Source organism: Tenacibaculum sp. Ill (assembly GCF_051938915.1).
In the GTDB taxonomy this organism is placed as follows: domain Bacteria; phylum Bacteroidota; class Bacteroidia; order Flavobacteriales; family Flavobacteriaceae; genus Polaribacter; species Polaribacter larymnensis.
Window position 1 is genome coordinate 3154579 of sequence record NZ_JBPSCW010000002.1, and the last position, 25043, is coordinate 3179621.

Below are 25043 nucleotides of genomic sequence, written 5' to 3' on the forward strand. Positions count from 1 at the left end.
ATTAATCTATTTTAAATCGTAATCCTGCATAGAAGTTACTTCCAAAAACTGGCGCATATATAATTGTGGTATCAAAATTTGCACCAAATGGATTATCACTTCCTAATATAGGATTTTTTTGTTTGTAATTTGTAATGTTTTCAGCCCCAACATACACTTCAAACTTTTTTGAAAATACTTTTGTTATTTGAGTATTTAACAAGTTATAGCTATCCGAATACCTCGGTAACTGGTTATTTGTATTGGGTAAACGTTGTTCTCCAATCCAATTATAAGTTACATCAAACTTCCAACTAGCATCACTTTCTTCGGTTTTAGTTTCGTAAGATACATTAGCAAAAAAGCGATGTTTTGCTTGTAAAGCCTTTGCTAAGTTTCCTGACTTATAATCTGTAGAAACATCATAAAACTTATACGAAAATCGGGTATTGAAGTATGGAATAATGTTTTGATTCACCTCTATTTGAAAGCTATTCGCTATACTTTTTCCTTCTAAATTATAGAAAGAAATTTCTTGTGGGTTTTCCCAATCGACTACCACCTGATTTGAGAAGTTTGTTTGATAAAAATCAAATGTTATATCTCCTTTTCTTCCAAAAAACTTATAGCCTTGTAAAAAAGACACTCCGTAATTCCAAGCCACTTCTGGGTCTAAACCATAAATATTTCCACCTGTATTTTCAATAGTAATTACTCTTGATGAAGCAAAAAGCTGTTGATTCTCTGCAAAAATATTAGCACTTCGTTTTCCTCTTCCTACAGAAGCTCTTAATACACCTCTTCCCCAAGGAACATAACGCATGTGCAACCTTGGCGTTACAAAGGTTCCTAATAAGTTATGGTAATCTAATCGAAGCCCTGCAGTTACACTTAAATTATCCGCATTATCATAAGCGTATTCAAAAAACGTTCCTACAGAGTTTTCCTTTCTATCAAAATTTGAATTCATCCCTGCACTAACAAATTCATCATATTTATCATAGGTAAAGCTAACCCCTGTTTTAAATTTATTACGAGTATCTCCAATAATAGAACTAAACATGAAGTTGCTATAAAAGCTTTGATGCTGAATATTATAGTCTCTCAATCCAAAATACGAATCTTGTTTATGATTACTATAGGCTGCTTGAAACCCCATGTTTTGAAAAGGCATATCTGGAAAAACATACCCTATTTTTAATGATGTATCAAAACGCTTGGTTTTAATTTCACTTCCCCAAACAGTACTAGACCCTTTATCCACTTCTGGGTTAAAGCTGACCTCTCCTACTTGCTTTGAATCGTCTAAATACCTAAAGTTGATAAAACTTACCCAGCCTTTTTCAGCATCTGTATACTGCCAACGATTCATTACATTAATTTGTTCTGCTAATGGATTATCTAAGAAGTTATCATTATTCTTATCAAACTTTTCTCCTCTATAATTTCCATGAACATACAAACCTGTTTTCCATTTCTCACTTACTTTCTGATTAAAATGAGTGTTTAATTCTAACCTACCTCCTACTGCTCCATAAGCATTAAGGTAAAACTTATGATTGGTTGATGGTTTTACTAACTCTGTATTTATTTGGCCTGAAATGCTTTCAAAACCATTTACAACACTACCTGCCCCTTTTGTTATTTGAATACTTTCTACCCAAGTTCCAGGTGTGAATGTTAATCCGAATGCTTGTGCTGCTCCTCTAATCGACGGGATGTTCTCTTGAGTAATCAACAAATACGGACTTGTTAAGCCTAACATTTGAATTTGTTTTGTACCCGTTAATGCATCAGAAAAATTAACATCAATAGATGGGTTAGTTTCAAAGCTTTCGGATAGGTTACAGCAAGCTGCTTTTAACAATTCATCACTATTAATAGTCACCAAGTTCTGTGTTTGCAAATACGACCGTTGGGTTGAGCCTTTTTGGGCTGAAACAGCCACCTCATTTAACGTATTACTTTCTGTTAAATAGTGATTGATTGGTTTTGTACTGTTAACATTTATTGTATCTGTCTTATAACCAACAAAACTTATTATTAATTTTTTATACTCCTTTTTATACGGAATTTTAAACTCTCCTTTTTGGTCTGTTGTAGCTCCAACACTCGTCTGTAACCAATATACATTGGCTCCGAAAATTCCTGAATTCTTTTTTTGATTATTTTTATCTTTGATAATTCCTGTTAACACTTCTTGAGCAAATAACATGGATGGTACCAGTAAGCATATACTGATTAAAAATTTATTTTTCATTTTTTATCTATCACACTGTATTTTATAATTCTTATTTACTTGTAAATAGAGTTATAAAATCATATGATAAAAATTTCGTGAAGTACCTGTATGTCAGAAAACAGTTTGGGTGGTATATACAACCTGTGTGGAACAAACTGTTTTTCTAAATTTAGAAATAATTGTTTGTTATAAATATATGAAGTAACTGCTGTGGCAATCTTAGCAAAGATTACTTTTTCAACAGGTGATTTTTGAATTTGAGTTTGTCCTTTTAAAAACTCTGTATCGTCTTTACAGCATGAAGGCTCTATTGTTTTACTCTCACAACTGTCTTTCTCTACATCATTACAGCTATCTACATTACCTACATAAGAAATTGCCACTAAGGAATCACCACAAAAGTGTTTTTCTACATTAAAAGAAAATGTAGATAGTAACACAACTAGTGCTAAGAGTGTAGCTGTTATTTTAGAAACGAATTTCTTCATGTTTTGCAAATATACAAAATTTTAAAACTCTGTATTTCAACAACCTTAAGCTTTTACTCTTTTAAAGTTTTTTGTAAACAAATAGCTTCACTTTTTAATTAAAAAGTGAAGCTATTCTGATTGTAAATACTTTTTATTTATTCTCTCACAATTTCATTTAACATCCTTTCTTTCCATAGAAAGGAAGACTTAGTCCTGTCTCCAAATCTCTGAGAATTTGAATGCCTTATATGGTCAACTTTTCTATATTTCTTCATCACAATAAATGTGAATACTTTTTACTTTATTAGTTTCTTCTAACTTCCAATCTCCACTTATATATAAGTGACCTCCACCTTTTCTATGATATGAAACAGGTGAGTCTAAAAAATAAAGAAGCTCTTTATCACATGAATACTTGAAAGTATAACCGCTACTTTTGATTCCTATTTCATCAAATGTTGTATTTGCACGTTTAATATATTCATGCATTTTATCAGTTTGGTTAAGTAATGTACCATTCAACATAACAGTTGCATTTCCTATCATGTCTATATCTGGATATTCTAAATAAGTATCCTGTATGTAAATATATATATCTCTAATTTTATTTTTCTCTATAACAATTTCCATCCCCTTTTTTTTATTATAGGCAAAGTAAGGCCCACTTTTATTTTCAGAAGCTATTTTTTCTTTAACCCAATTTTCCCCAAAAACTTGTTCAAACTGCTGTAATGACATCCCTAGTTCAAAAGGTTTGCCATTGTATTTTAAATTACATCCGTTTAACTCAAAACGATGTTCTTGCATCGTGAATTTTTTGTACTCAGGGGTATCATTCATAATTCGCATTTTTTTTGTTGTTGGTTGGCATCCAAGCATTGATAAATTTATAATTAAAAAAAGATATGTATAATTTAAAAGGGTCATCGTTTATATATATTAGCAACTACTAGGTTTATAGTATTGTTTGTTATAATTATTTTTTAAGTTTTTAGCTTGATCTAATAATTTTTGCCCATCAAGTAAAAGGTTTTTAAAATTCTCACGTAAACTACCATCTTTATCAAATTCAGAAATAATTGCATCCATAGTTGTAAAACCTTTTCCTGTTCCATTTATTTTACCATCTGCCATATTAATAAGCTGTTTGTTAAAGTCATTGATTTCCTCTATGCCGTGTATTAAACTATCTATAACTACACTTGGTGTACTTGCCTTACATACTTTGTCATTATTTTTTGTAGCCCATTCTAACACTATCTTATCTTGCCAGCTTGAAACAACTGGGTGTTGCATAATAGTATCAACTTCTTTTAATACATCATTTATTGGAGCCTTTAATTTCCATACTTTTAGCATTTTTTCACCTACTTTCTTAACTGCTTCAACTGCCAATATCGCTGATAACTCATGCATAGGTTTATCAGGATCGTCTTTTGCTATTTGTGTATGAGAGGGATTTGTACCTATAGCAATACCGTTTTTTGCTATTTGAGTAATTTGTTCTTGCATAAGTAATTGCGCATCAGAAATACGTTTTCCACAAATTTTCAATAAATTATAAAATCCAAAATTAATTAGAGCTCCTATGCGTTCCATAATATCATGAGCATATTCTCGCATAAATTTAGGTAACTTATTTTTAGCCCCTACAATACCATCGCGTATTTCTAACAAATCATTAAAACGTTTTTCATAGGAACCATCATTTACCCCTGAACCATCAGCATTTTGTATTTGATCTAAATCCCTACATATTTCCAAGATTAACACATCGTTAACTGTTCGTTCTTTAGGTTTAGACTCTTCATAAGGGGTAATTTCAATAGAAAACAATTTTTCTTCTAAAATAGGCAATACACTTGCTAGCATATCTAACTCACCAAAGGTACCAGTAACCACTGGTATAAAACGAGCTATTTGATTAGGCTCTGTAATTACAGTTTTATCATATTTCATTTTTGTAACACCTATTACAGATGGGGTAGCCTTTAATCTCAAGTATCTTTCTGCTTCTTTAGGTGGTAGCTTAGCAAAAGTATCATAGTTGAAGTTTTCAGCACCTGGATATGGAGTATGATTAGGTACCACATCTACCCATGGAAAAACTCGATCATTTTTATATACTTTAGCCACAGCAATTTCTACATAATTTGTGTGTGCAAAATAATCCTCTATAACATGTAAAGCAGCTCCGAAATTCACCATAGATGTTATGTTAGAAAAATTTAAGTTATTTTCAGCACTTTTTATTTGTTGTACAACATATTCGTAAGCGGTACGTGTAGTTGAGAAATCACTACTATTAGCATCTGATGCATGAGTACGAATATAGTTTTTCATACCATAAGTTTTACCTATAGCCAATTCTATATAAGTTGGTTTCCCTACAAAACCATATTTTTCTCCTTTGGCATTTAGTTTTGGGTTATGCTCATTTTTATTAATAGGAATGGTTAGAGGGTTATCGATATGCTCGTCTGGACGATATACACCTAATACTTCTTTTGTAATATCTAAATATTGTTTTTTAAAATCAGCCAGTCGTTTATCATAGTTATTCTTATTTAAATCAGCCTTGTTCTCTGGTTTCATAAATTCCATCACGGCTAAAATATTTACTACACTAGTCATTAATTCACGAGACCATGTAATTGGGCGTACCTTTTTTTCTTGATAAATGATATTCGTTTCAAAACTAAACCAAGTGGATGGACTAAAAAGCTCTCCTCCATAACTAGCATCTACACCATAAGGCACTTCTACATTAACTATATCATCACTAGGATTTCCATTCATTATGTTTTTAACTTCCTCTAAATCTTCCTTCTCTTTTTTAGAGTATTCTATTACACTATTAGATAAAGGACGAATAATTCCCGGGTCTACTAACTGTGAAAAATCACGTAACCAATTCCCTAAATAAATTTTATTAAGGATTTCGTTTAATTTTTTCTCATTAGTTATTTTATATATACGTTTAATTAAATTTTTTAATGCAACTTCTTCAATATCTTGATGCCCATACTTACCATGACCGACATCTATTTTTCCTGCTTTATAATTATTTATTTCTCCATTGTCACTTCTGTTTTGACGTGCTTCATTTACATATTGCTTTAGGTTACTATGTAGTTCTCGCCACTCCCATATTAATTTTTCACTAGTTCCATCAATGACAACATCAGCAAAATATTGCTCTTCATTTTCTAACAAGTTAAGTTGTATAACTTGTGCCGCAAACTTAGCTCCTACGTCTCCTTGGCTTCCTTTCTTGGGAGGTAGGTTTTCTTTATCTTTTCCTACAGTATAAGTATTGTGTAACAAGTAATGAATATGATGCCCAACTTCTTCTACCAGAGCTACCATAAGTTCAGCTCTTTGATCGTTATCTTCTTTTGCTTTACGTACAAACCTTTCAGTTACTAAAATTTCTTGTGTTTTATTACTATACCCTGCAGGTCCTTTACCATTAATACTATTACTTTTTACTACTTTAATTTGAGGGTTTAATAAAGCATTATTTTCTTTAGCATGATTATACAGTTTTTCTACTGCCTCATTTTTATAATGGTTACCATATATACGTTTTATGACGTATGTAAATAATATTAAGCTATCCTTCTTTGCTATTTTTTGTAGCTCAGTTACTGCGAAAGTACTGGTAAGCACAATATCTTGTGCTTTCTCATCTTCATTCTCCTTAAGGTTATTTTGATTATTTTCAGCTTTTCTATTTGAGTTACCTGTCAATGTGGTAAGTATTCTATCTTTAATAGAAATTGTTGGAAAAGGAATCTCATCCTCATCCATTGTTACTGACGAAGTCTGAGTAGCATTACTTATAATTATATTGGCTTCCCCAGAACTAATTACACCACCATGGGCTGTCATATCTCCTAAACAAGCTACAGATTTTCCGTTAAAAAAGACGAAAGGATCACCTTGAGCTACAGTGTCTGGAGGACCAGCACAGGTACATAAACTACCCATAGTAGCTGCGGGTTTATTATTAATTAAAATATTTGGTTCTCCTTTTACTATAGGCCCGCCTATATGAGGCGTACTACCACTACACATTGGGCAGGTATGCATACTACCTACTGTAGCTATTGGTCCTGGCATAATTCAATTTTTTTATTTGTAAAAATTTATAAATTTATTTTTTCTTACTTGTTCATTCCGCTAATTCAGTATGAACTCTTTACAATTTTATTAAAAGCTATAGAAGAGTCCTAAAAACCTTTATTTCCTTCTTAATGTGTATTATCTGTAACTTAACTTTTTCCTATGCTTCTTTTTCTTTGGTTTGAAATATTAGTTAACTCCATAGCTACTATCATCACTAATAATATTACTTAAAGAACAGGTTTTAAAAATTACTTTTCTTATCAGTACTTATAACTTCCTCTTATTTAGAAGACGATAAAAAACTTTCTATTAGACTTGAATATATTTCATAGATTTTTAAAAAGTCGTACTGAATTATTATAGAAATAATTATTCTACATAATTTCAACTTTACCACTAGCTCCTTGTACAGTCGTCATCTGTCCTTGAACTTTTGTTTGTTGTCCTTTTAACTCTGTTGCTGCTTGTCCTTCTATTGTTGTATTTTGCCCTTTAACTGTAGCTTTACTACTTGCTTTAATCGCTACATTAGCGCTACTTGTAATACTAGCATCTTTATCTGCCTGTGCTTTAATTGCTCCTTGAGATAAAATTGAAGTGTCTTTTTCTGATGCTGTTTTTATTTCTCCTTTTGCTTGTAATTCAATATTTTCTTCTGCAATTATCTTTACATTCTTAGCAGAAAATTCCATGGTTTCAACAGACTGAACAAACAATGACTTTTCTTTAGTATCAAAAGTTATAATACTCCCGTCTTTGTCTTTTATAGTTATTTTCTCTTTGTCTTTTGTATCGTCTAACTCAATCGTATGTCCACCACGTGTAATAATGCTCTTTCTTACATTTTTATCATCTCCACCTGCTCCATTTTCACCTGTAAACATGCTTCCCATTACAAAGGGACGGTTAGGGTCGTTATACTCAAAACCTACCATTACTTGGTCTCCTACTTCTGGAATAAACACAAAGCCTCTATTGGTTTTTGTAAGTTCACTGCTTCCTGCATCAGGAGTCATTACACGAATAAAATCTGTTTTTGCTCCAATAGCTTCTTGCCAGTAAAATTGAACTTGTACACGTCCTTTACTTTCTGGGTCTTTATTGCTTACTACCTTAGCTACTTGATTATTAGCTACAGCTGGCGCTATATTTTCGTTTAATGGTAAACTTTTTGTGTTTGCTGGAATGGCTTCAAAGGTATTATGATATGCTCCTCCTACATCAGCAAAATGACTTATTTGAGTTATAATATATTCTCCATACTGTTTTACAGTATACTCACCTTCGTCATACTTTGCTGCGCTTACTTTTATTATTGACCCCAAGCAAAGTCCTTTTGTTACCCCACTTGCTTTAAGCACATTACCTCCTGCACTTAACCCTTGTAAACGCTTTTGTAAGTACTCATCTAATGATGATTTATCTTGTAAAAACACATCACTTACTCCAAAGTCTTTTACTTCTTTATAAACTTGCTCTGACGCTTTAAGTGCAGTGTTTGCTAAATCGTTTAACCCTTCATTATTTGCTTTTAAGTCACCTTCAAAAAACTGATCATTTAACGAATCGTAACTATAAGTCGCTAAAGTAGGATTATAAGTTTTGGTTTTTATTTGTAGTTCTTTTAAATCTTTACTGTATTCTAGCTCTATTGGCTTTTGACCTTCAGATTCAGGCTTTCCAAAAATAACGTCTACTCCGTCAAAGTAAAACCATTCATTATATTGATATGCTAATCTTTGAAGGTATTTATAATCACTCTCTGCATATTGACATTGATAAGGAATTACTGTAGTATATGTTGGACTTACCTTATTTTTAATAGCAGTAGCACCTATGATTTCTGAAACAATACTTCCTAAGTCTTTTTCTAACCAAGATTTTTGCTGTTTTCCATTTTCTAACAAGACAGTTTGAGACAATCCTTTAAGTATTAATTCGCCGTGTAATCCTATTTCGTTATGACGCATTGATACATCTAACACAACTCCTACAAAAGCTTTCCCAGAAACATTGGTGGTAAGTTGTTTCCCTAACCACTCTTTTGATTTATCGAGTGTATAGCTTCCTGCTTCTTCTACAGTTTCAATATCTACTATAACTTCAAAAGTATGGTGCTTATATAAAAATTGGTTAATTGTAATTGTTTTATAGCTCTTTACAAAGTTACCATCAATGGTAATTTGCTTATCTAATGCTTCTTCTTTTATCTTATGCATGGGGGATGGGGTTCTTTTGTTATAATAATTTTTTTCCTTTTATAAAATAACTATTAATTCTCTTTTTAAAACAAAAAAAGACCTTCTTTCTTAAAAAAAAAGAGAAGGTCTTTAGTAATAAATTATATAAAACTAAAAGTTATTTAGTCCTTCTCATTAAGCTACTGGCCAACGGTTATCTAAGTTAGCATTACCTATAAGTAATTCTTCAGCAGAGAAAGTAACTGTTAATTTCATTGGAATTTCATTGTTCACATCTAATTCTTCTTTGAAGTAAACGATGTAAGCGTTTTTGAATTCCACTTCTTTCATTTTTGAATCTTCATCTGTTTTCTTGAAAACAATTTTTCCATCAACAGACTTAAATTGACTATTTATCATTGCTTCAATAACAGAGGTATCTGATGTAGATTCGATAGTTAAAGTAACTCTTCCTCCGTTTACACTTGAAGATGGTTTACCTTTTGTGTCTGTGTTTCTGTTTAAGCTGTACTCAGCTTCTAATACGTCGAATTCTTTTCCTGCGAATTCGAAACTTGCTCTAAATGATCCCATAGTTTCTTTTTTTTGGGGTTAATAATTAAAATACTTTTTAGAGCTTTCTCCATAAAAAAAGAGAAAGCTTTAAACAATATAAAACCTTCTCTTTTTTTATTTTTTGGCGCCATTCTATAAGAAGAAAGAAGATAACAAATATTGCCTTACGTGGTGTAAATATATATTATAGTTTTCTTATGCACAAGCTTTTACATAAAAAAAATCATTACTTTCTTAAAGTTTTTTTTAAAAAAAACTCCAACAACCTTTCTTATCAATACTTTCAGCTTAAAACCATGTGTATTTTAAAGTAAGTGATATTACATCATATTTTTTCATCATCTGGCGGGAGAAATCCTTCTGTTTTTTAATTGGTATGCATGTATACAATTTTACCATTGGAAAGGTAAATTCATACCATTTGTTGGCCCGTTCTTTAAGTACAGTACTATTTTTATACAGTCCATTTAAACATTCTTCCATTTGTTCTTCTTTTGTTTGACCACAAGCTCTAAGCACCAACAACATACAAAACAAATAAACACTATATAAAAATGTTTTTTGCATTACCTTATAATTTCTAATTTGCTACTTCCTTGACTTTAAAAATTACTTTTTAGATTTAATGGATAATATCTTTAACTTTTCATCAATTATAACTTCTCCTCTACCTCCTTCTTTAGTTTCTATCTCTAAATAAAAACGAGTATTTTTTTTATCTTCTTCACCTTCCCTAAAAGAACGATACCTATATAAATCTCTGACTGACATTATATTAAACTCCACTAAACAACGTTTAAAGTCTAAATCATAAATCTCAAACAAATTACTCTTCTTATTGTAAGCAGCTATAAAAGTATCATAAACATGAATGGAATACGTAAAGGGTAGAATTGTTATTTCCCTATTCTTTACAACACCTTCACCACTATCTTTTTTAAAGATATCGTAAATGTCATTTATACTTTCTATATACTCTCCGAAACCGGGCGTGTATAATAGTTTTTTACTCTTTATATCTAACCAAAAAAGACTGTCATTTTCTTCATTTCTATCAAATTTTAAAAAATATTTATTCCCACTTTGTATGATAGTTTGCTCAGTATTTAAGTCAATATCTTTAATAATAATTTCCCCTCTTTCATTTGTAATTCCCATCTCTTTTATACTATCGTTAGAAACCCCGAATAAAGTATATGTATTTTCAAAATTGTAATATGCATCATCCTCATGATGAATGACTTCTTCTGTAATATACTCTTTATATTCATCTGCCAAGAATAACTCTACATTTTTAATGTTATCTGAGAAATTAACTATGTAAGATTGATTTTGAATTGTAAAAAGATGTTCAAAACCTTCCATAAGGTCAAAAATCATAAGTAATGACTTCTCTTTTTCTTTTAACTTATTTAACTCTTTTAGATGAAGTTTAAAGGAATACATTTCTTTAACAGCTCTAAACTGTCTATCTGTTATTTTTTTGATAAGGATATCAATTTTTTCTTCATTATTTTCCTTTAAAATTTCATTACAAATATTTTCCAAAGCATTTAACTCATTTTTTATTGAAGGAGTAATTATATATTCCGGAAAAGAGCTTTTATTTATTGGATTCATTCTTTTTCCTTCCTTATTAAGTGCTTGTATAGCAAGAAAGTCTTTGTATGTATCAATAGGAATAATTAATGTGACTTCATTTTCTTTTAACTTATCAATTTGTACATTATACTTATTTGTAACATTTTCTAATACATTTATAGAAGCTGTTTTTATTGGTAATTTTATCTTAGCAAATATTAAAACACTATCTATTCTGATTAGTTTGTTATTTCTTTGAGTACTCTCAGTATTTTGGTAATAATATTTTTTATTTTCAATAATAACATTATCGTCTATAAATTCTACTGTTTTTTCATTATATTTTTCTTTAAGATCTCCCGTATAAGCAGAAAAATCTATATCTGTGTTATTAATGTAATTCTGTTCAAAGAACAATTCTTTAAAATAACCTTGGAAACTACTATCCATTTTCTGGACATTATCCGATTCTAATGTAAATTTTTCAGCTGATTTTTCAGTTTGCCGTTCATTAACTGCTCCTATAAAACCACCTGTAATTTTTAAAGAACTGAAATTTATTAGTTCATTTATAAAAACTGTATCTTTAGCAATAGTCTTTTTTACATTATTAATTGACTTTTGCTGTAAAGATTTTGTATAACTGTTTAAAGATTTAAACTCTTCTATTTTCTTTTGACCACAAGCTGTAAGCACCAACAACATACAAAACAAATAAACACTATATAAAAACGCTTTGTTCATTACCTTATAATTTCTAATTTGTTACTTCCTTTTGGTTTGTGTAGGTAGATGTATCTAAAAGCTCTAATTTTTTTTAATTTATCAAATATAGTTCTGTTAACTCCAAAGGAAAAAGCAGACATACCTCTATGTTCAATACTTTTTAACGCTACAATTCTTCCTTTTCCTCCAAAAATCATTTTATATTTATCTAAAGGAAATTTTCTTTTAAAACTAGAATTAAAATCCTCTTTAAACTCCTTAACTCTACTTTTAATAACATGTTCATTTACATTACTATACGCTTCAGATGTTAAAATTTCTAATTCTCTGTTTTTAACTAAGTCTACCCATTTGGCTTCGTCTTGATTGTAAATAACATCTGATAGATTATTGTAAAATGCTACTATTTCTTTTTCTAATTGTTTTTGATCCATTTTGGTTAAATCTTGCGATTCGCTCCAACCTGTTACTTCGTAAGGAACTTCTGCATAAAACGTAAAAGTATGTTCGTAATACGGTAATCCTTCTATTTTAATATCATTCTTGCTTCTAGTACTTGCCTCTGGAATTTTAAATGTTACTACTTTTTCATCGCTGTCTTCTACCTGTACATCGTATTTTTCTATTTTTACTTCTATTCTTGCATTCTTGGTAAAAGTATCAAACCTTTTTACCTTTGTTTGTCCTAAAGGGTATAACTTTACGGTAACTTCTTGTTTTCCACTCTTTAAAATGGCATCGTTAATACAGGTAATATTCCCCATTAAACCAACTTGTTTAAAAAGGTTAAATACCAATCTTCCATTTACATACAATTCATAAAAACAACCACTTTGGTTAGCTTCTATAAAATATTTATTCATGCTTTTGTATTGTAGGGGTTGTATATTGCTGTATAGTTTGTCTATGGGTCTCATTTCTGTTGTTTGCCCACAAGTTGTAATTACCAACAACATACAAAACAAATAGACACTATATAAAAACGCTTTGTGCATTATCTTATAATTTCTAATTTGTTACTTCCTTTTGGTTTGTGTAGGTAGACATAATAATAATACCTATATTTAATGAATTCACCATCTTCTTTTGATTCAATACCAAACGAAAAAGCTGAATTCCCTCTTGACCTAGTACTCTTTAAGCTAACTATTTTGCCATTACCTCCAAAAATCATTTCATATGGGTCTAAAGGCTCTTTCTTTTTAAACTTAGAATCAAAAATTTCTTTTAGTTCTTCTATTCTTCCTTTTATACTAGAGGCTTTTATATTATTATAAGCTACTGATTTAAAATACTCTATTTCTCTATTTTTTATTAGCTTAATCCATTTATCTTCATCTCTTTGATCTATTATATTTGAAAGTTCATTATAGAAAGCTACTACTTCTTTTTCTAATTGTTTTTGATCCATTTTGGTTAAATCTTGCGATTCGCTCCAGCCAGTAACTTCGTAAGGAACTTCTGCATAAAACGTAAAAGTATGTTCGTAATACGGTAATCCTTCTATTTTAATATCATTCTTGCTTCTAGTACTTGCCTCTGGAATTTTAAATGTTACTACTTTCTCATCGCTGTCTTCTACCTGTACATCGTATTTTTCTATTTTTACTTCTATTCTTGCATTCTTGGTAAACGTGTCAAACCTTTCTACTTCTGTTTGTCCTAAAGGGTATAGTTTTACGGTAACTTCTTGCTCTCCACTTTTTAAAATGGCATCGTTAATGCAAGTAGTATGCCCCATTAAACCTACTTGTTTAAAATGCTTAAAAACCAATTTTCCGTTTACATACAACTCATAAAAACAACCACTTTGGTTAGCTTCTATAAAATATTGAGGCATGCTTTTGTATTGTAAAGGTTGTATGTTACTGTATAGTTTGTCTATGGGTCTCATTTGTTTGGTTTGCCCACAAGCCGTAATTACCAACAACATACAAAACAAATAAACACTATATAAAAATGTTTTTTGCATTACCTTATAATTTCTAATTTGTTACTTCCTTTGGGTTTGTGTAGGTAGATATATTCATAACTTCTAATCTTTCTTTTACGTCCATCATTATAAGTTTTTTCATACCCATGAGAAAATGCTCCATAACCTTTATCTATTAAACTTTTTAAAGCTACTATTCTACCATTCCCTCCAAAAATCATTTCATACTTATCTAAAGGAACTTTTCTTTTAAAGCTAGAGTCAAAAACTTGTTTAAACTTCCTTCTCCTATCTTTAATACTTTTTTCATTAACATCATTATACGCTTCAGATTTTAAAAACTCTAATTCTCTGTTTTTAACCAATTCTACCCATTTAGCTTCGTCTTGGTTATAAATAACATCTGATAGGTTGTTGTGAAAAGCTACTACTTCGTTTTTTAATTGTTTTTGATCCATTTTAGTTAAATCTTGCGATTCGCTCCAGCCTGTTACTTCATAAGAAACTTCTGCATAAAACGTAAAGGTATGCTCATAATAAGGTAACCCTTTTATACGAATGCTATTATTTTTACCTTCTGTATTAGGGATATTAAAAGTAGCTACATGATCATCGTAATTTTCGTATTCTTTACTATTCGGTTTATCCTCCAACGCTTTATCCCATTTAGTTACTTCAATTTTTATCTTTGCATTTTTAGTAAAAGTATCAAACCTTTCTACTTCGGTTTGTCCTAAAGGATATAGCTTTACGGTAACTTCTTGCTCTCCACTTTTTAAAATAGCATCGTTAATACAGGTAGTATGCCCCATTAAACCAACTTGTTCAAAAAGATTAAACACCATTCTTCCATTTACATACAACTCATAAAAACAACCTATTTGGTCTGCTTCTATAAAATATTGAGGCATGCTTTTGTGTTGTAAAGGCTGTATGTTACTATATAGTTTGTCTATCGGTCTCATTTCTGTTACTTGTTTTTTTTCTTTTGTTGTGTTGGTTTGTGCACAAGCAGTAATTATAACTGCTAACAATGCTGTAATTAAGTGAGTGGTTTTATTTGTTTTCATATTCAAATTGTTTTTTTGATTCAAAAAGTTCAAAAATATAGTCTTTACCTAAAGAAGCGTTTGAAGGACCCAATAAGGTAAAAGGCACTGGTTGGTCACCTTCATTAGAATCAAATCCTTTTTCACGACCTAACTTTACTTCAAGACTTTGCATATACGTTCCTTGTAATCCACCAAAATACAGTACTTTTTCTATATAGGGACCTCTTCCTTTGGTATAGCCTATTTTTTGTATAATACCAATACTACTATCAACTTTTAATTCTCCCTTTAAATCAACCTCTACTTCAACAGACTTAAAAAACCAAGTTTCTTCAAATTTTTTGCGGTAATTAGCATTGCCTCTAGCATATATCTTAAGTCTTAATCTTCCGTCAGTTTTAATTATGTCACCTTTGCGTAATACTTTATTGTATTCGTTTTCTTGCTTAATGGCATTTTTGTTTAAAGTAAGCTTATTTGTATGAGTGTTGTAGCTTATATTTATATCAGAAACTATCCTACCTTCTGCTTTGGCTATTAATTCAAACTTTCCATTGGTTTTTTCTTCCATGCTTTTTACAAACTCTTTTAAAGGGCCTTTTAAAGAATCGGAATCTATTTTGTATTCAGTATTTAAAGCTAACAGAGGGTCGGCTTTAAAGGTTAAATCAAAAATAGTTGCATACGCTCCTTTTGGTTGCATTTCTTTTCTTAAGGCAGCGTTCATGGTTATTTTAGGGGTTGTTAAAGTAAGGTTGTATTTATCTAAAAACTTATTTACTTTGTCTTTTCCTTTGTCAATTCTCTTAGCTACTTTTTGTGCTTTTTTTAATTGTTGTAACCCAGGTGCAAGCTTTCCTCTTGTTAGGTATATCATTAATACATCTACTGCCAAAGTAAGTAGTACTACATTAATTATTTGAAAGTGTAAGTGGGCTTTGTAGGGTTGTATTTCGGCATAATTAATGAGTGACCCTACTTGGTTTTCTCCGTCGGGTATATCGTATCTTGCATGAAAACCAAGGTACATATCTGTTTTACTCTCTTTTATAAAATCACGTAGAACTTTTTCTAGCTCTGTTATGGCTGTTTTTGAGTTGTTATTTATAGATAATACGTCAAAAAGAGGTTTTATAAAGTTAAGTGTTTTTTCCAAAGCACTTGCTAAAACAGATATATAGGTGGCGTCTCCTTTTACTAATGGAAGCTCAATGTTATCGTGATATAAAATATCTTTTTTTTCTACATCTAAAGCTAAGTGTTCTGCCCATATTACATCTGGGTGTACGTTAAACCAAATGGTACGTTTATACCTACAACTATTTACACTTATATAAAACTCAGCTGGGTTTGTATATTGAATCATGTGCATGAAAAGGTATCTCCATAAGAATTTACTTTCACTAGAAGCGTCGTAGGGGTATGCTGCTTTAAATTTTAGTGTTTGGTCTGTTTTTTCTATGGTTTTATGGTAGGGTTGTACTCTTGGTAACGATTTTATATCGGTTAGGGCATTCCATATACCATCATCATCTGCAAAGGTATATTCTTGTATTTCTTTTAAATTAAATACATTTTCGGCATGTTTATCTTCTTCATTTATTTCTGGGCAATTGGCTACATTTGCATCTGTTTGTATGGTAACTTCTCTTATATTGTTTTTATTACCTAATACTAGACTGTAAATTGGGGTTGTTCCTCTATCATCTGTTAATAGCGCCCCATCTTCTGATTCTTTTAAAAATGTTTTTGGTTCAAAACCATCACAGGAAACGGTAAGTTCTGTATAATTACATTCTTGCTCATATAACTGTGTTATTAATGGCGGTTGCCATACTTTTACAATATTAGGGTTGGTTACATAGTCTTTTTCATTTACTGTTGCACTAAAATCGCTTTTGTAATTTACCGTAAGGGTTACCTCGCGTTTTATCGTTGGGTAATTATTGGTTATAGCATGTTTAGATACTGGTGTAAAAATAAACACCATTGTGTACTCTTGTAAAGAGTCTTCAGAATCTTTTGCTTCTTTATGATTGGTTTTACCTGCCCAACTTAAATTAACTACATGCTCATCTAAAATTGAAACATTATAATCTAAAGAAGGGTTGTGCTCATCTTTGGGTATATTTATATCTATTAAAGTACTATACCCTTTTGTCATAGACTCTCCTTTATAAAACACCTCTTTGGTTAGTTTGTAATCTTCACTTAAAACATTGTGTAAATGCATGTGTATGTCTAAGACATCTCCATATAGTAGCTCTTGTTCAACCGAGTCACAATTGTCCTTTTTAACAGGGTTGCTACGAACTACTTTTTCTGGCAATGTTCTTCTTTCTACCAAAAGTGAAAGTACCTGTGGTTTATCTACCGCTAAAATAAAGGCTCCTTGTTCTTTAAATTCGGGCGTATAATTAATACCTTCTAACCAAATACCTTTACCTAATGTTTTTTGAATATACTTTAAATTACCCAAAAAGACTCCTTCTCTTTTTTCAGTATGACTTTTGTATGGATTTGTAGCCACATATGCACTTTTTACAAAACCTGTGTCTTTTGGAGTATAAACATGGAAATTTGGATTTAAAACTTCATTTCCATCTTTGTTTAGGATATATCTTTTTTCATATTTGGTTCCTTTATTTAACTCATTTAATAGTACATGTAATTCTTTTTGGTCTTTAGAAACACCTTTAAAATAGTTAAATTTTCTAGTTTTAAACCTGTCGTGTGATTGTGCAATCCAGTATACATTTTCTTTTGTTTCTTTTACATTTTTAGCTTTTAAAACTTTTAAATGAAAACTTATCCCTTTATTAAGAGGTATTTCAAAAACTTTTAATTTTCTGTATATTCTTTCGGTAACAAGATTTTTATCTTGTTCGTCTACAACAATTATTTTTTTTGCCATAATACAGGTTATTTAATTTCTAATAAATCAGTATCATCAGTGTCTTCTATCGCTTGCTTTGGATTTGCAAGTGGGTTCATTTGACTATGTACTGCTGTATTTGTCTGTGCGGCTTGACTTTCTGTTGGTGCACCTACTTGTCCGTGAAAAGTAAATTCTACACATGGTGCGCCTGCAATAGCACAAATAGCTTTACTTTTTTCTGTTAATATTTTTCCTTGGTTACTTAAAGTTACCTTTTCATAAAAGTCTTGCCATTGTATTATGCTTGGCATACAAGGTAAGTAACTACTTCCAGAGGGTTGTAGTTTACACTGTCCAAAAGTTTTTGCTTCAAAGGGTTGCCCTATATCCATAGTAGAACCTACCATTTTTTGAGAACCACTAGACTCGTTTATATAATGTTTATGCGTACTTACTACTGCAAAGGTGTCGGGTGTAAAACCATGTGCACATTTACACATAGCACCATTGCAAATTACTGCTACATCACTCATAATAATTTTTTTTTAAATTTTAAATAGGCTGCTAAACCAATTTTCTTTTTTCTGTTTCTTTTGTTTTCCTTCTATAGCTTTACCATTTTTATAGTTAAAGCTTATATTTTCTTTTCGCTCTTTAAGCTGAACTATGCTACAATTTATTTCACTATCTAACTCTTTGTTGTAAAACATTTCTATACGCAAAGGTATAAGAGTTTGTTTTTCTACTAAATGATGTAACAACAAGGTATTGCCTTTTTCATCTGAGCCTTTAAAAGTTACATCGTGTATATTTTCTACTTTTTTAAACGTTTGCTCTCCCACAAAAAAGTTTTCGGGTTGATATGGGTGTATAGGTATGTTTACTTGATAGTTATCTTGTATTGGTTTATGTTGATATGCTACTGGTAAGCCATAGAAAAATAGTGCATATAAAAAGTCACTTTTTAAACGCTGTATAAATATACTTTCGTTACTTACCGATTTTTTAATTTCAGCAAAATAAGCATCCGTTACTTCACCAGTAAATTCTCTTTGAATATTTGGTAGTTGCTTGTTAAAACGCTCTTGTATTTCTTTAAAATTAAAAAGCTTATAGTTGAAGCCAAATTTAGAAATATGTAATTGTAATGGATACATAAGTGTTGCACAACGTAATGCTAAAACATCTAATATTTCTTTTGGCTCTTTACTATTGACAAAAAACTGCTTTCTGTTAATATGAACTATGTAATCTTTTTGATTATAAGCTTGATAAGCAATATCAAATATATAATTGGTAGTAATTTGTTCTTTTAAAAAAGTACAGCTAACACCATAACTATTCTTAACACCATGATTTACATGGTCGTACACACCAAAACTCATACTTTGCTATTTAAAAACAATACCTTCTTTCCCTGTTTCATTTACTAAGGTTTTAGATAAACTGTTTATGTTTTTAGCCTTTATAGAAATATCATTTTTAGTAGAAAGTATAATTTTCCCTTTGGCTATTTTTATAATAGTATTTTTCTTTTCCATGTTTAAAAAAGGTTACTTTGTTTTCCGCTACTATTATTAATTTTTTGCTCTGCTTGCTTATTTATATTGCCACTAGCTAAAAGGTCTATTTCTTTTCCTGCTTCTTGTATTATTTGCTCTGCTTCATTCTTTATTTCTTCATCTGCTATTTGAATTATATTGGTAGCTTTAAGCTTATAATTTCCTGAAATATTTTCTCTTTTGTCTTTACCTGTGGTAATATTTAAATTTTCTCTTACCACAATGTCTAAATTTTTAGACATAAAAGTCATGTTTTCATTTGCGGAAATAACTATGGAACTTTCGTGAGTGTTTAATTGTATTATGTTACTGTTCTTATCGGTAATCGTAATACTCTCTTTTCCCACTGTATCATTTAACTCTATGATGTGACCGCCACGAGTGACAATACTTTTTACAACGTTGTTTTCACCTCCTCCTGCTCCATTTTTACCTGTAAACATGCTTCCCATTACAAAGGGACGATTAGGGTCGTTATGTTCAAACCCTACCATTACTTGATCTCCTACTTCTGGAATAAACACAAAGCCTCTATTGGTTTTAGTAAGTTCACTGCTTCCTGCATCTGGAGTCATTACACGAATAAAATCTGTTTTTGCTCCAATAGCTTCTTGCCAGTAAAATTGAACTTGTACACGTCCTTTACTTTCTGGGTCTTTATTACTTACTACCGTCGCTATTTGATTATTAGCTACTGCTGGTGCTATGTTTTCGTTTAATGGTAAACTTTTTGTATTTGCAGGGATAGCTTCAAAGGTATTATGATATGCTCCTCCTACGTCAGCAAAATGACTTATTTGAGTTATAATATATTCTCCATACTGTTTTACAGTATACTTTCCTTCGTCATACTTTGCTGCACTAACTTTTATTATAGTCCCTAAGCAAAGTCCTTTTCTTCCTCCACTTGCCTTAAGTATATTACCTCCTGCACTTAACCCTTGTAAACGCTTTTGTAAGTACTCATCTAATGATGATTTATCTTGTAAAAACACATCACTTACTCCAAAGTCTTTCACTTCTTTATAAACTTGCTCTGATGCTTTTAGTGCTGTATTGGCTAAATCGTTTAATCCTTCATTATTTGCTTTTAAATCTCCTTCAAAAAACTGATCATTTAACGAGTCGTAACTATAAGTCGCTAAAGTAGGATTATACGTTTTGGTTTTTATTTGTAGTTCTTTTAAATCTTTACTGTATTCTAGCTCTATTGGTTTTTGACCTTCAGATTCAGGCTTTCCAAAAATAACGTCTACTCCGTCAAAGTAAAACCATTCATTATATTGATATGCTAACCGTTGAAGGTATTTATAATCGCTCTCTGCATATTGACATTGATAAGGGATTATTGTAGTATAAGCTGGACTAATCTTACTTTTAATAGCAGTAGCATCTAGGGTTTCTGAAACAATACTTCCTAAGTCTTTTTCTAACCAAGATTTTTGCTGTTTTCCATTTTCTAACAAGACAGTTTGAGACAATCCTTTAAGTATTAATTCGCCATGTAATCCTATTTCGTTATGACGCATTGATACATCTAACACAACACCTATAAATGCTTTACCTGAAACGTTCGTGGTAAGCTGTTTACCTAACCATTCTTTTGATTTATCTAATGTATAGCTTCCTGCTTCTTCTACAGTTTCTATATCTACTACAACTTCAAAAGTATGATGCTTATATAAAAATTGGTTAATTGTAATTGTTTTATAGCTCTTTACAAAGTTACCATCAATGGTAATTTGCTTATCTAATGCTTCTTCTTTTATCTTATGCATTGTAATTTTTTTTCTCTTAGTGATAGCTACATATATAGTTATCAGCACTTTTTTTTAAAAAAACAGAAAAGACCTTCTTTCTTAAAAAAGAGAGAAGGTCTTTAGTAATAAATTATATAAAACTAAAAGTTATTTAGTCCTTCTCATTAAGCTACTGGCCAACGGTTATCTAAGTTAGCATTACCTATAAGTAATTCTTCAGCAGAGAAAGTAACTGTTAATTTCATTGGAATTTCGTTGTTTACATCTAAATCTTCTTTGAAGTAAACGATGTAAGCATTTTTGAATTCCACTTCTTTCATTTTTGAATCTTCATCTGTTTTCTTGAAAACAATTTTTCCATCAACAGACTTAAATTGGCTATTTACCATTGCTTCAATAACAGAGGTATCTGATGTAGATTCGATAGTTAAAGTAACTCTTCCTCCGTTTACACTTGAAGATGGTTTACCTTTTGTGTCTGTGTTTCTGTTTAAGCTGTACTCAGCTTCTAATACGTCGAATTCTTTTCCTGCGAATTCGAAACTTGCTCTAAATGATCCCATAGTTTCTTTTTTTGGGTTAAATAATTAAAATACTTTTTAGAGCTTTCTCCATAAAAAAAGAGAAAGCTTTAAACAATATAAAACCTTCTCTTTTTTTATTTTTTGGCGCCATTCTATAAGAAGAAAGAAGATAACAAATATTGCCTTATGTGGTGTAAAGGTAAATTATAGTTTTCTCACATCCTAATTTTAATGTGAAAAAATTGTTACTTTTTTAAAGTTATTTTCCTAAAAAACTTAACAATCTTAGCTAAATAAAGACTAGTACTGATTAAGTTGACTTCACGTTATTTAAAATTACTGGGCTTTTGAAAAGTGTTTTATTTTAAACCCCATATTTTCATACAAAGTAATAAGCTCATCTTTATCATTATAATCTTTAATGTCTTTTACTTTCCAACTAACTTTTTCTTTTGTGGCTTCATCAACAAGGTTAAATAAATGCATCATTGCAACTTCTTCAAGTCCTTTTTCTTTTCCATTTCTATCTTGCAAAAAAACCTCTTTACTTCTAATTTTATCCCACATCTTTACCCATAATCCGGATTCTTTAACTGTAGGTGTGTTCATAGTATCAATATCAAAAACTTCTATTTCATTTTCTTTAGAGTTTATTGCTACTAACACAGCTACTCCTTTATTAGTTGTTTCTATTACACATTTTGCTCCTTCACCTACTCGTTCATCTAATAAATACTTAACTTTTTTTAAACGGTTTCTTTCTAACTCTATTCCTTGTTCTCTCTTTTTTAACTCTTTTAATTTTTTTCTAAATATCAGTTTAAAAATCATATATATAAATTTAATTGAAAAACTGCTATTAAGATGTTTATAGGTTGTAAGAAGAAAGAATTGTATTATATAAATTGGTAGCTACCATACTATAATTTTATAGGAGCCTTTTTCTTCTTCAAAATATAAGGTTTATCTTTTTTTAGCAGCTTCACAAAAGTAGTAAGTTTTTTATATTGACTGACAGTAATTACTAATTATATATAGAATTAAAGAGGTTAAGGTTTTGTTACTAATTACAATTGTTCTCCTTAGCAAAAACTAATCTTGCAGTATTGTTACCTCAGATTTTTTTAAATATCCAGAGGTGATTTTTGCCCCATCATAATACACTTTTACAGAGTTATCATTAATTTCTTCTAAGTATGCCTTATCATTTTGAATCAAAAAAGCTCTTTTTTTCACTTCTAAATTTTCGTCTTCATAAAAATAACTCTTTGGAACATTTACAACCACCATTGAAGAAAGCTCTGCAATGTTAAAAGCTTCCACCTCTATTGCAGAAATCCCTTTCAATTCCTTGTAAACCTCTACTGGAAGTGCTAATACTTTTTTAAACTGAACTTTTTCTACAACTCCAAAGTTTTTGTAATTAAAACCATCGTCTAAAAGTTCATATGTATCGTAATTCCTTTGTATATTTTGACTCACTTCAAATTCTTCAATAAACTTTTGAGTTCCCTCCCCTTTTTGAAATACACCTTTTAAGTTTCTAACTAAAAAACTCCCTTTAGTTTTCAAAGGAGGCTTTTCCATTCCTTTCTTATATTGATTTTTATTATCTATAAAACCTAGTTCGTAGGTCTTATACAATATACTATCCATTTCATGCTCTCTTAGAATAATATCTATACACTTAGACTTTGAAACTACTTTATAATACTCATTTTTATGCTCATCTTTATCATCTTGTTCATGCTCTAAATAGTAAGAAAAACTTTTCCATATACCTTGAAGTTGATCTAAGTCATATTCATTAAGCGTATCTTCTGTAGTAGACACGTCATAATTCTCGGTAATTATTTCATCTTTTTTTTCTATTGATTTTTTTTCCTGTTTTTTGCAACTAACTATAAAAACTAATAGAATTAGAGTAAATATTTTATTTCTCATTTTCTTTTTTTAAAATTTCGTAAGCTTTTTTTGTAAATTTCTCTCTATGATTTAATCCATTGGTACCTCCATTTACATCCTTTGTTACCGCTATAATAGCTGCTTTATTATTTCCTTTATCCGCCTCATTATTAGTACCTACTTGAACATGAGTCCAAATAATCATCGATGCCTTCATAGCCACATCCACATCAGTCTTCAATAAACTAATATCATCCCCCATAAAATCCTTTTTATCATTAGGGTACAACTCATTCCATTTATCATGCAATGCTTTATATTTATTTTTACCTGTTAAATGTATAAAACCAACACCAAAGTAATCAGACCCGTCTTCTGTTGACCTTTTACCATTTCCCATTCTACAACCGTAGACATAATCAAAAAGTTTTTTATCTTTAATGTATTCATCTTTGATACTGTATAGCTCATTAAATTCATCATAACTCCAAGAAGCTTTACCATTTTTTTTAGTTACTTCAATTGGATCTTCAACATCTCGTTTATGTCCATAATTCTTTTCAGATGAAGTCTTAGGATTTGAATATTCACATGTTAAAGTAGCATTGTACCCTTCTATCAAATCATGATACTTGAATGTGTATTTTTTTGAACTAGTAGGGTGTTTTACAAGAACTTTTCTTAAAAAGGTGTTATAGATATTTTTTGCTGAATAATTATAGCTTTCTTTAAGTGCATTCAATTGACTTGTTTCTGTCCCTATTTGTCCTAAAAAATGAGCCATTCTATCTAAACTATTAATTTCAAACTCACATTTATATTTATTTATGGCATCCGCAACTTCTTTCCTTCTTGTTGATTTAGATTTTGGGAAGATTTGTTTTAAAATTTCTGAAGTTATTTCTATACCACATCCCTTTTTCAACTCAAACCACTTATCATCCATATCTAGCCAATAGTTAGGCGTATTTCGTTTGTCTGGATCTCCTTCTTTATCTGGATTTTTACCGTTGTATACTACTTTTAAATTATTAGGACTGTGAGCATCCACAAGTAAGTACATAAATGCCTTTTTACCCTTAAGCTTATCCAACTCTTCTATTTCTCTTTTGGTATCTTTACCTCCTAATGTAATTTTAAAAATTACCCAATCTTTAAAGTCAGTTTTATTGGTTATTTTATCATCTTTTGCATAAGCTCCTACGACTGCTTCAGCCCTTGTGTTTTCTCCTTTGCTATGTTGTAACATTAGTCCACTTTTCTTAAAGTGAAGCTCTGTTTTTTCTTCTTTTCCTTGTTTTACATTCAACCAAACTTTTTTATTTGCTAAGTTTAATTTTTTTACAACCACATAAACTTCATCTCCTAAATTTACTGACTTTAAACTCTTAAAAATCACTTTATCTCCTATTTTTTCTTTTTTAGGTTGTGAGCCAATGTTTAAAGTTTCCCCTACATAAATGGTATCGCTGGTTAAGCCATTATCTGCTTTTATTTTTGCTACTGTAGTATTGTGTTTTTTTGCTATTTTACTTAATGTATCT

The 25043-nt window shown here is 30.5% G+C and carries 20 protein-coding genes; all 20 read right to left on the reverse strand.

Annotated elements, in window-relative coordinates; all coding sequences use genetic code 11:
* Position 1 precedes the first annotated feature (1 nt).
* Positions 2–2239 carry a TonB-dependent receptor gene (locus tag ACTPNM_RS14915; protein ID WP_440122584.1) on the reverse strand — a complete coding sequence of 746 codons (2238 nt, stop codon included), beginning with the start codon at positions 2237–2239 and terminating at the stop codon, positions 2–4.
* Between the two features lie 59 nt (positions 2240–2298).
* The gene (locus tag ACTPNM_RS14920; RefSeq protein ID WP_440122585.1) at positions 2299–2709 is read right to left on the reverse strand and encodes an HYC_CC_PP family protein; all 411 of its coding nucleotides are present in this window, start codon (positions 2707–2709) and stop codon (positions 2299–2301) included.
* Positions 2710–2952: 243 nt separating this feature from the next.
* On the reverse strand, positions 2953–3531 hold the full coding sequence (locus tag ACTPNM_RS14925; protein ID WP_440122587.1) for a DUF7738 domain-containing protein: 579 nt from the start codon (positions 3529–3531) through the stop codon (positions 2953–2955).
* 99 nt (positions 3532–3630) lie between these two features.
* Positions 3631–6816 (reverse strand): HET-C-related protein, encoded by a 3186-nt coding sequence (locus ACTPNM_RS14930; RefSeq protein WP_440122588.1) that lies wholly within the window; start codon positions 6814–6816, stop codon positions 3631–3633.
* 380 nt (positions 6817–7196) lie between these two features.
* On the reverse strand, positions 7197–9041 hold the full coding sequence (locus tag ACTPNM_RS14935; RefSeq protein WP_440122589.1) for a type VI secretion system Vgr family protein: 1845 nt from the start codon (positions 9039–9041) through the stop codon (positions 7197–7199).
* A 156-nt stretch (positions 9042–9197) separates the two neighbouring features.
* Positions 9198–9596: a type VI secretion system tube protein TssD gene (tssD, locus tag ACTPNM_RS14940; RefSeq protein ID WP_440122590.1), complete on the reverse strand. Its 399-nt coding sequence runs from the start codon at positions 9594–9596 to the stop codon at positions 9198–9200.
* A 270-nt stretch (positions 9597–9866) separates the two neighbouring features.
* Entirely contained in the window at positions 9867–10145 is a 279-nt protein-coding gene (locus tag ACTPNM_RS14945) for a hypothetical protein (protein WP_440122591.1), read from the reverse strand.
* Between the two features lie 42 nt (positions 10146–10187).
* Positions 10188–11903 carry a hypothetical protein gene (locus tag ACTPNM_RS14950; protein WP_440122593.1) on the reverse strand — a complete coding sequence of 572 codons (1716 nt, stop codon included), beginning with the start codon at positions 11901–11903 and terminating at the stop codon, positions 10188–10190.
* Positions 11903–12748, reverse strand: a complete 846-nt coding sequence (locus ACTPNM_RS14955) for a hypothetical protein (protein WP_440122594.1) — start codon at positions 12746–12748, stop codon at positions 11903–11905. The genes ACTPNM_RS14950 and ACTPNM_RS14955 overlap by 1 nt, the downstream gene beginning before the upstream one ends.
* A 131-nt stretch (positions 12749–12879) precedes the next feature.
* Positions 12880–13857: a hypothetical protein gene (locus tag ACTPNM_RS14960; protein ID WP_440122595.1), complete on the reverse strand. Its 978-nt coding sequence runs from the start codon at positions 13855–13857 to the stop codon at positions 12880–12882.
* Complete coding sequence (locus tag ACTPNM_RS14965; RefSeq protein WP_440122596.1) at positions 13857–14888, reverse strand: hypothetical protein; 1032 nt, start codon at positions 14886–14888, stop codon at positions 13857–13859. The genes ACTPNM_RS14960 and ACTPNM_RS14965 overlap by 1 nt, the downstream gene beginning before the upstream one ends.
* Positions 14875–17784: a hypothetical protein gene (locus ACTPNM_RS14970; RefSeq protein ID WP_440122597.1), complete on the reverse strand. Its 2910-nt coding sequence runs from the start codon at positions 17782–17784 to the stop codon at positions 14875–14877. The genes ACTPNM_RS14965 and ACTPNM_RS14970 overlap by 14 nt, the downstream gene beginning before the upstream one ends.
* Positions 17785–17792: 8 nt before the next feature.
* Positions 17793–18281, reverse strand: a complete 489-nt coding sequence (locus tag ACTPNM_RS14975; protein ID WP_440122598.1) for a DUF4280 domain-containing protein — start codon at positions 18279–18281, stop codon at positions 17793–17795.
* Between the two features lie 12 nt (positions 18282–18293).
* Complete coding sequence (locus tag ACTPNM_RS14980; protein WP_440122600.1) at positions 18294–19133, reverse strand: hypothetical protein; 840 nt, start codon at positions 19131–19133, stop codon at positions 18294–18296.
* Between the two features lie 6 nt (positions 19134–19139).
* Positions 19140–19289, reverse strand: a complete 150-nt coding sequence (locus ACTPNM_RS14985) for a hypothetical protein (protein ID WP_417786331.1) — start codon at positions 19287–19289, stop codon at positions 19140–19142.
* A gap of 2 nt (positions 19290–19291) precedes the next feature.
* On the reverse strand, positions 19292–21088 hold the full coding sequence (locus ACTPNM_RS14990) for a type VI secretion system Vgr family protein (RefSeq protein ID WP_440122601.1): 1797 nt from the start codon (positions 21086–21088) through the stop codon (positions 19292–19294).
* A 146-nt stretch (positions 21089–21234) separates the two neighbouring features.
* Positions 21235–21633, reverse strand: coding sequence for a type VI secretion system tube protein TssD (gene tssD / locus ACTPNM_RS14995; RefSeq protein ID WP_415270266.1), 399 nt, complete (start codon positions 21631–21633; stop codon positions 21235–21237).
* A 297-nt stretch (positions 21634–21930) separates the two neighbouring features.
* Complete coding sequence (locus ACTPNM_RS15000) at positions 21931–22425, reverse strand: hypothetical protein (protein WP_440122602.1); 495 nt, start codon at positions 22423–22425, stop codon at positions 21931–21933.
* Between the two features lie 261 nt (positions 22426–22686).
* Positions 22687–23538: a hypothetical protein gene (locus ACTPNM_RS15005; protein WP_440122603.1), complete on the reverse strand. Its 852-nt coding sequence runs from the start codon at positions 23536–23538 to the stop codon at positions 22687–22689.
* Positions 23528–24898 carry a hypothetical protein gene (locus ACTPNM_RS15010; RefSeq protein WP_440122604.1) on the reverse strand — a complete coding sequence of 457 codons (1371 nt, stop codon included), beginning with the start codon at positions 24896–24898 and terminating at the stop codon, positions 23528–23530. Before ACTPNM_RS15010 ends, ACTPNM_RS15005 begins: the two co-directional genes overlap by 11 nt.
* Positions 24899–25043: the final 145 nt, after the last annotated feature.

Bases quoted from the DNA above. Each gene is read 5' to 3' on its own strand.
- ACTPNM_RS14915 (WP_440122584.1), bottom strand. From the start codon at position 2,239: ATGAAAAATAAATTTTTAATCAGTATATGCTTACTGGTACCATCCATG.
- ACTPNM_RS14920 (WP_440122585.1), bottom strand. From the start codon at position 2,709: ATGAAGAAATTCGTTTCTAAAATAACAGCTACACTCTTAGCACTAGTT.
- ACTPNM_RS14925 (WP_440122587.1), bottom strand. From the start codon at position 3,531: ATGAATGATACCCCTGAGTACAAAAAATTCACGATGCAAGAACATCGT.
- ACTPNM_RS14930 (WP_440122588.1), bottom strand. From the start codon at position 6,816: ATGCCAGGACCAATAGCTACAGTAGGTAGTATGCATACCTGCCCAATG.
- ACTPNM_RS14935 (WP_440122589.1), bottom strand. From the start codon at position 9,041: ATGCATAAGATAAAAGAAGAAGCATTAGATAAGCAAATTACCATTGAT.
- tssD (WP_440122590.1), bottom strand. From the start codon at position 9,596: ATGGGATCATTTAGAGCAAGTTTCGAATTCGCAGGAAAAGAATTCGAC.
- ACTPNM_RS14945 (WP_440122591.1), bottom strand. From the start codon at position 10,145: ATGCAAAAAACATTTTTATATAGTGTTTATTTGTTTTGTATGTTGTTG.
- ACTPNM_RS14950 (WP_440122593.1), bottom strand. From the start codon at position 11,903: ATGAACAAAGCGTTTTTATATAGTGTTTATTTGTTTTGTATGTTGTTG.
- ACTPNM_RS14955 (WP_440122594.1), bottom strand. From the start codon at position 12,748: ATGAATAAATATTTTATAGAAGCTAACCAAAGTGGTTGTTTTTATGAA.
- ACTPNM_RS14960 (WP_440122595.1), bottom strand. From the start codon at position 13,857: ATGCAAAAAACATTTTTATATAGTGTTTATTTGTTTTGTATGTTGTTG.
- ACTPNM_RS14965 (WP_440122596.1), bottom strand. From the start codon at position 14,888: ATGAAAACAAATAAAACCACTCACTTAATTACAGCATTGTTAGCAGTT.
- ACTPNM_RS14970 (WP_440122597.1), bottom strand. From the start codon at position 17,784: ATGGCAAAAAAAATAATTGTTGTAGACGAACAAGATAAAAATCTTGTT.
- ACTPNM_RS14975 (WP_440122598.1), bottom strand. From the start codon at position 18,281: ATGAGTGATGTAGCAGTAATTTGCAATGGTGCTATGTGTAAATGTGCA.
- ACTPNM_RS14980 (WP_440122600.1), bottom strand. From the start codon at position 19,133: ATGAGTTTTGGTGTGTACGACCATGTAAATCATGGTGTTAAGAATAGT.
- ACTPNM_RS14985 (WP_417786331.1), bottom strand. From the start codon at position 19,289: ATGGAAAAGAAAAATACTATTATAAAAATAGCCAAAGGGAAAATTATA.
- ACTPNM_RS14990 (WP_440122601.1), bottom strand. From the start codon at position 21,088: ATGCATAAGATAAAAGAAGAAGCATTAGATAAGCAAATTACCATTGAT.
- tssD (WP_415270266.1), bottom strand. From the start codon at position 21,633: ATGGGATCATTTAGAGCAAGTTTCGAATTCGCAGGAAAAGAATTCGAC.
- ACTPNM_RS15000 (WP_440122602.1), bottom strand. From the start codon at position 22,425: ATGATTTTTAAACTGATATTTAGAAAAAAATTAAAAGAGTTAAAAAAG.
- ACTPNM_RS15005 (WP_440122603.1), bottom strand. From the start codon at position 23,538: ATGAGAAATAAAATATTTACTCTAATTCTATTAGTTTTTATAGTTAGT.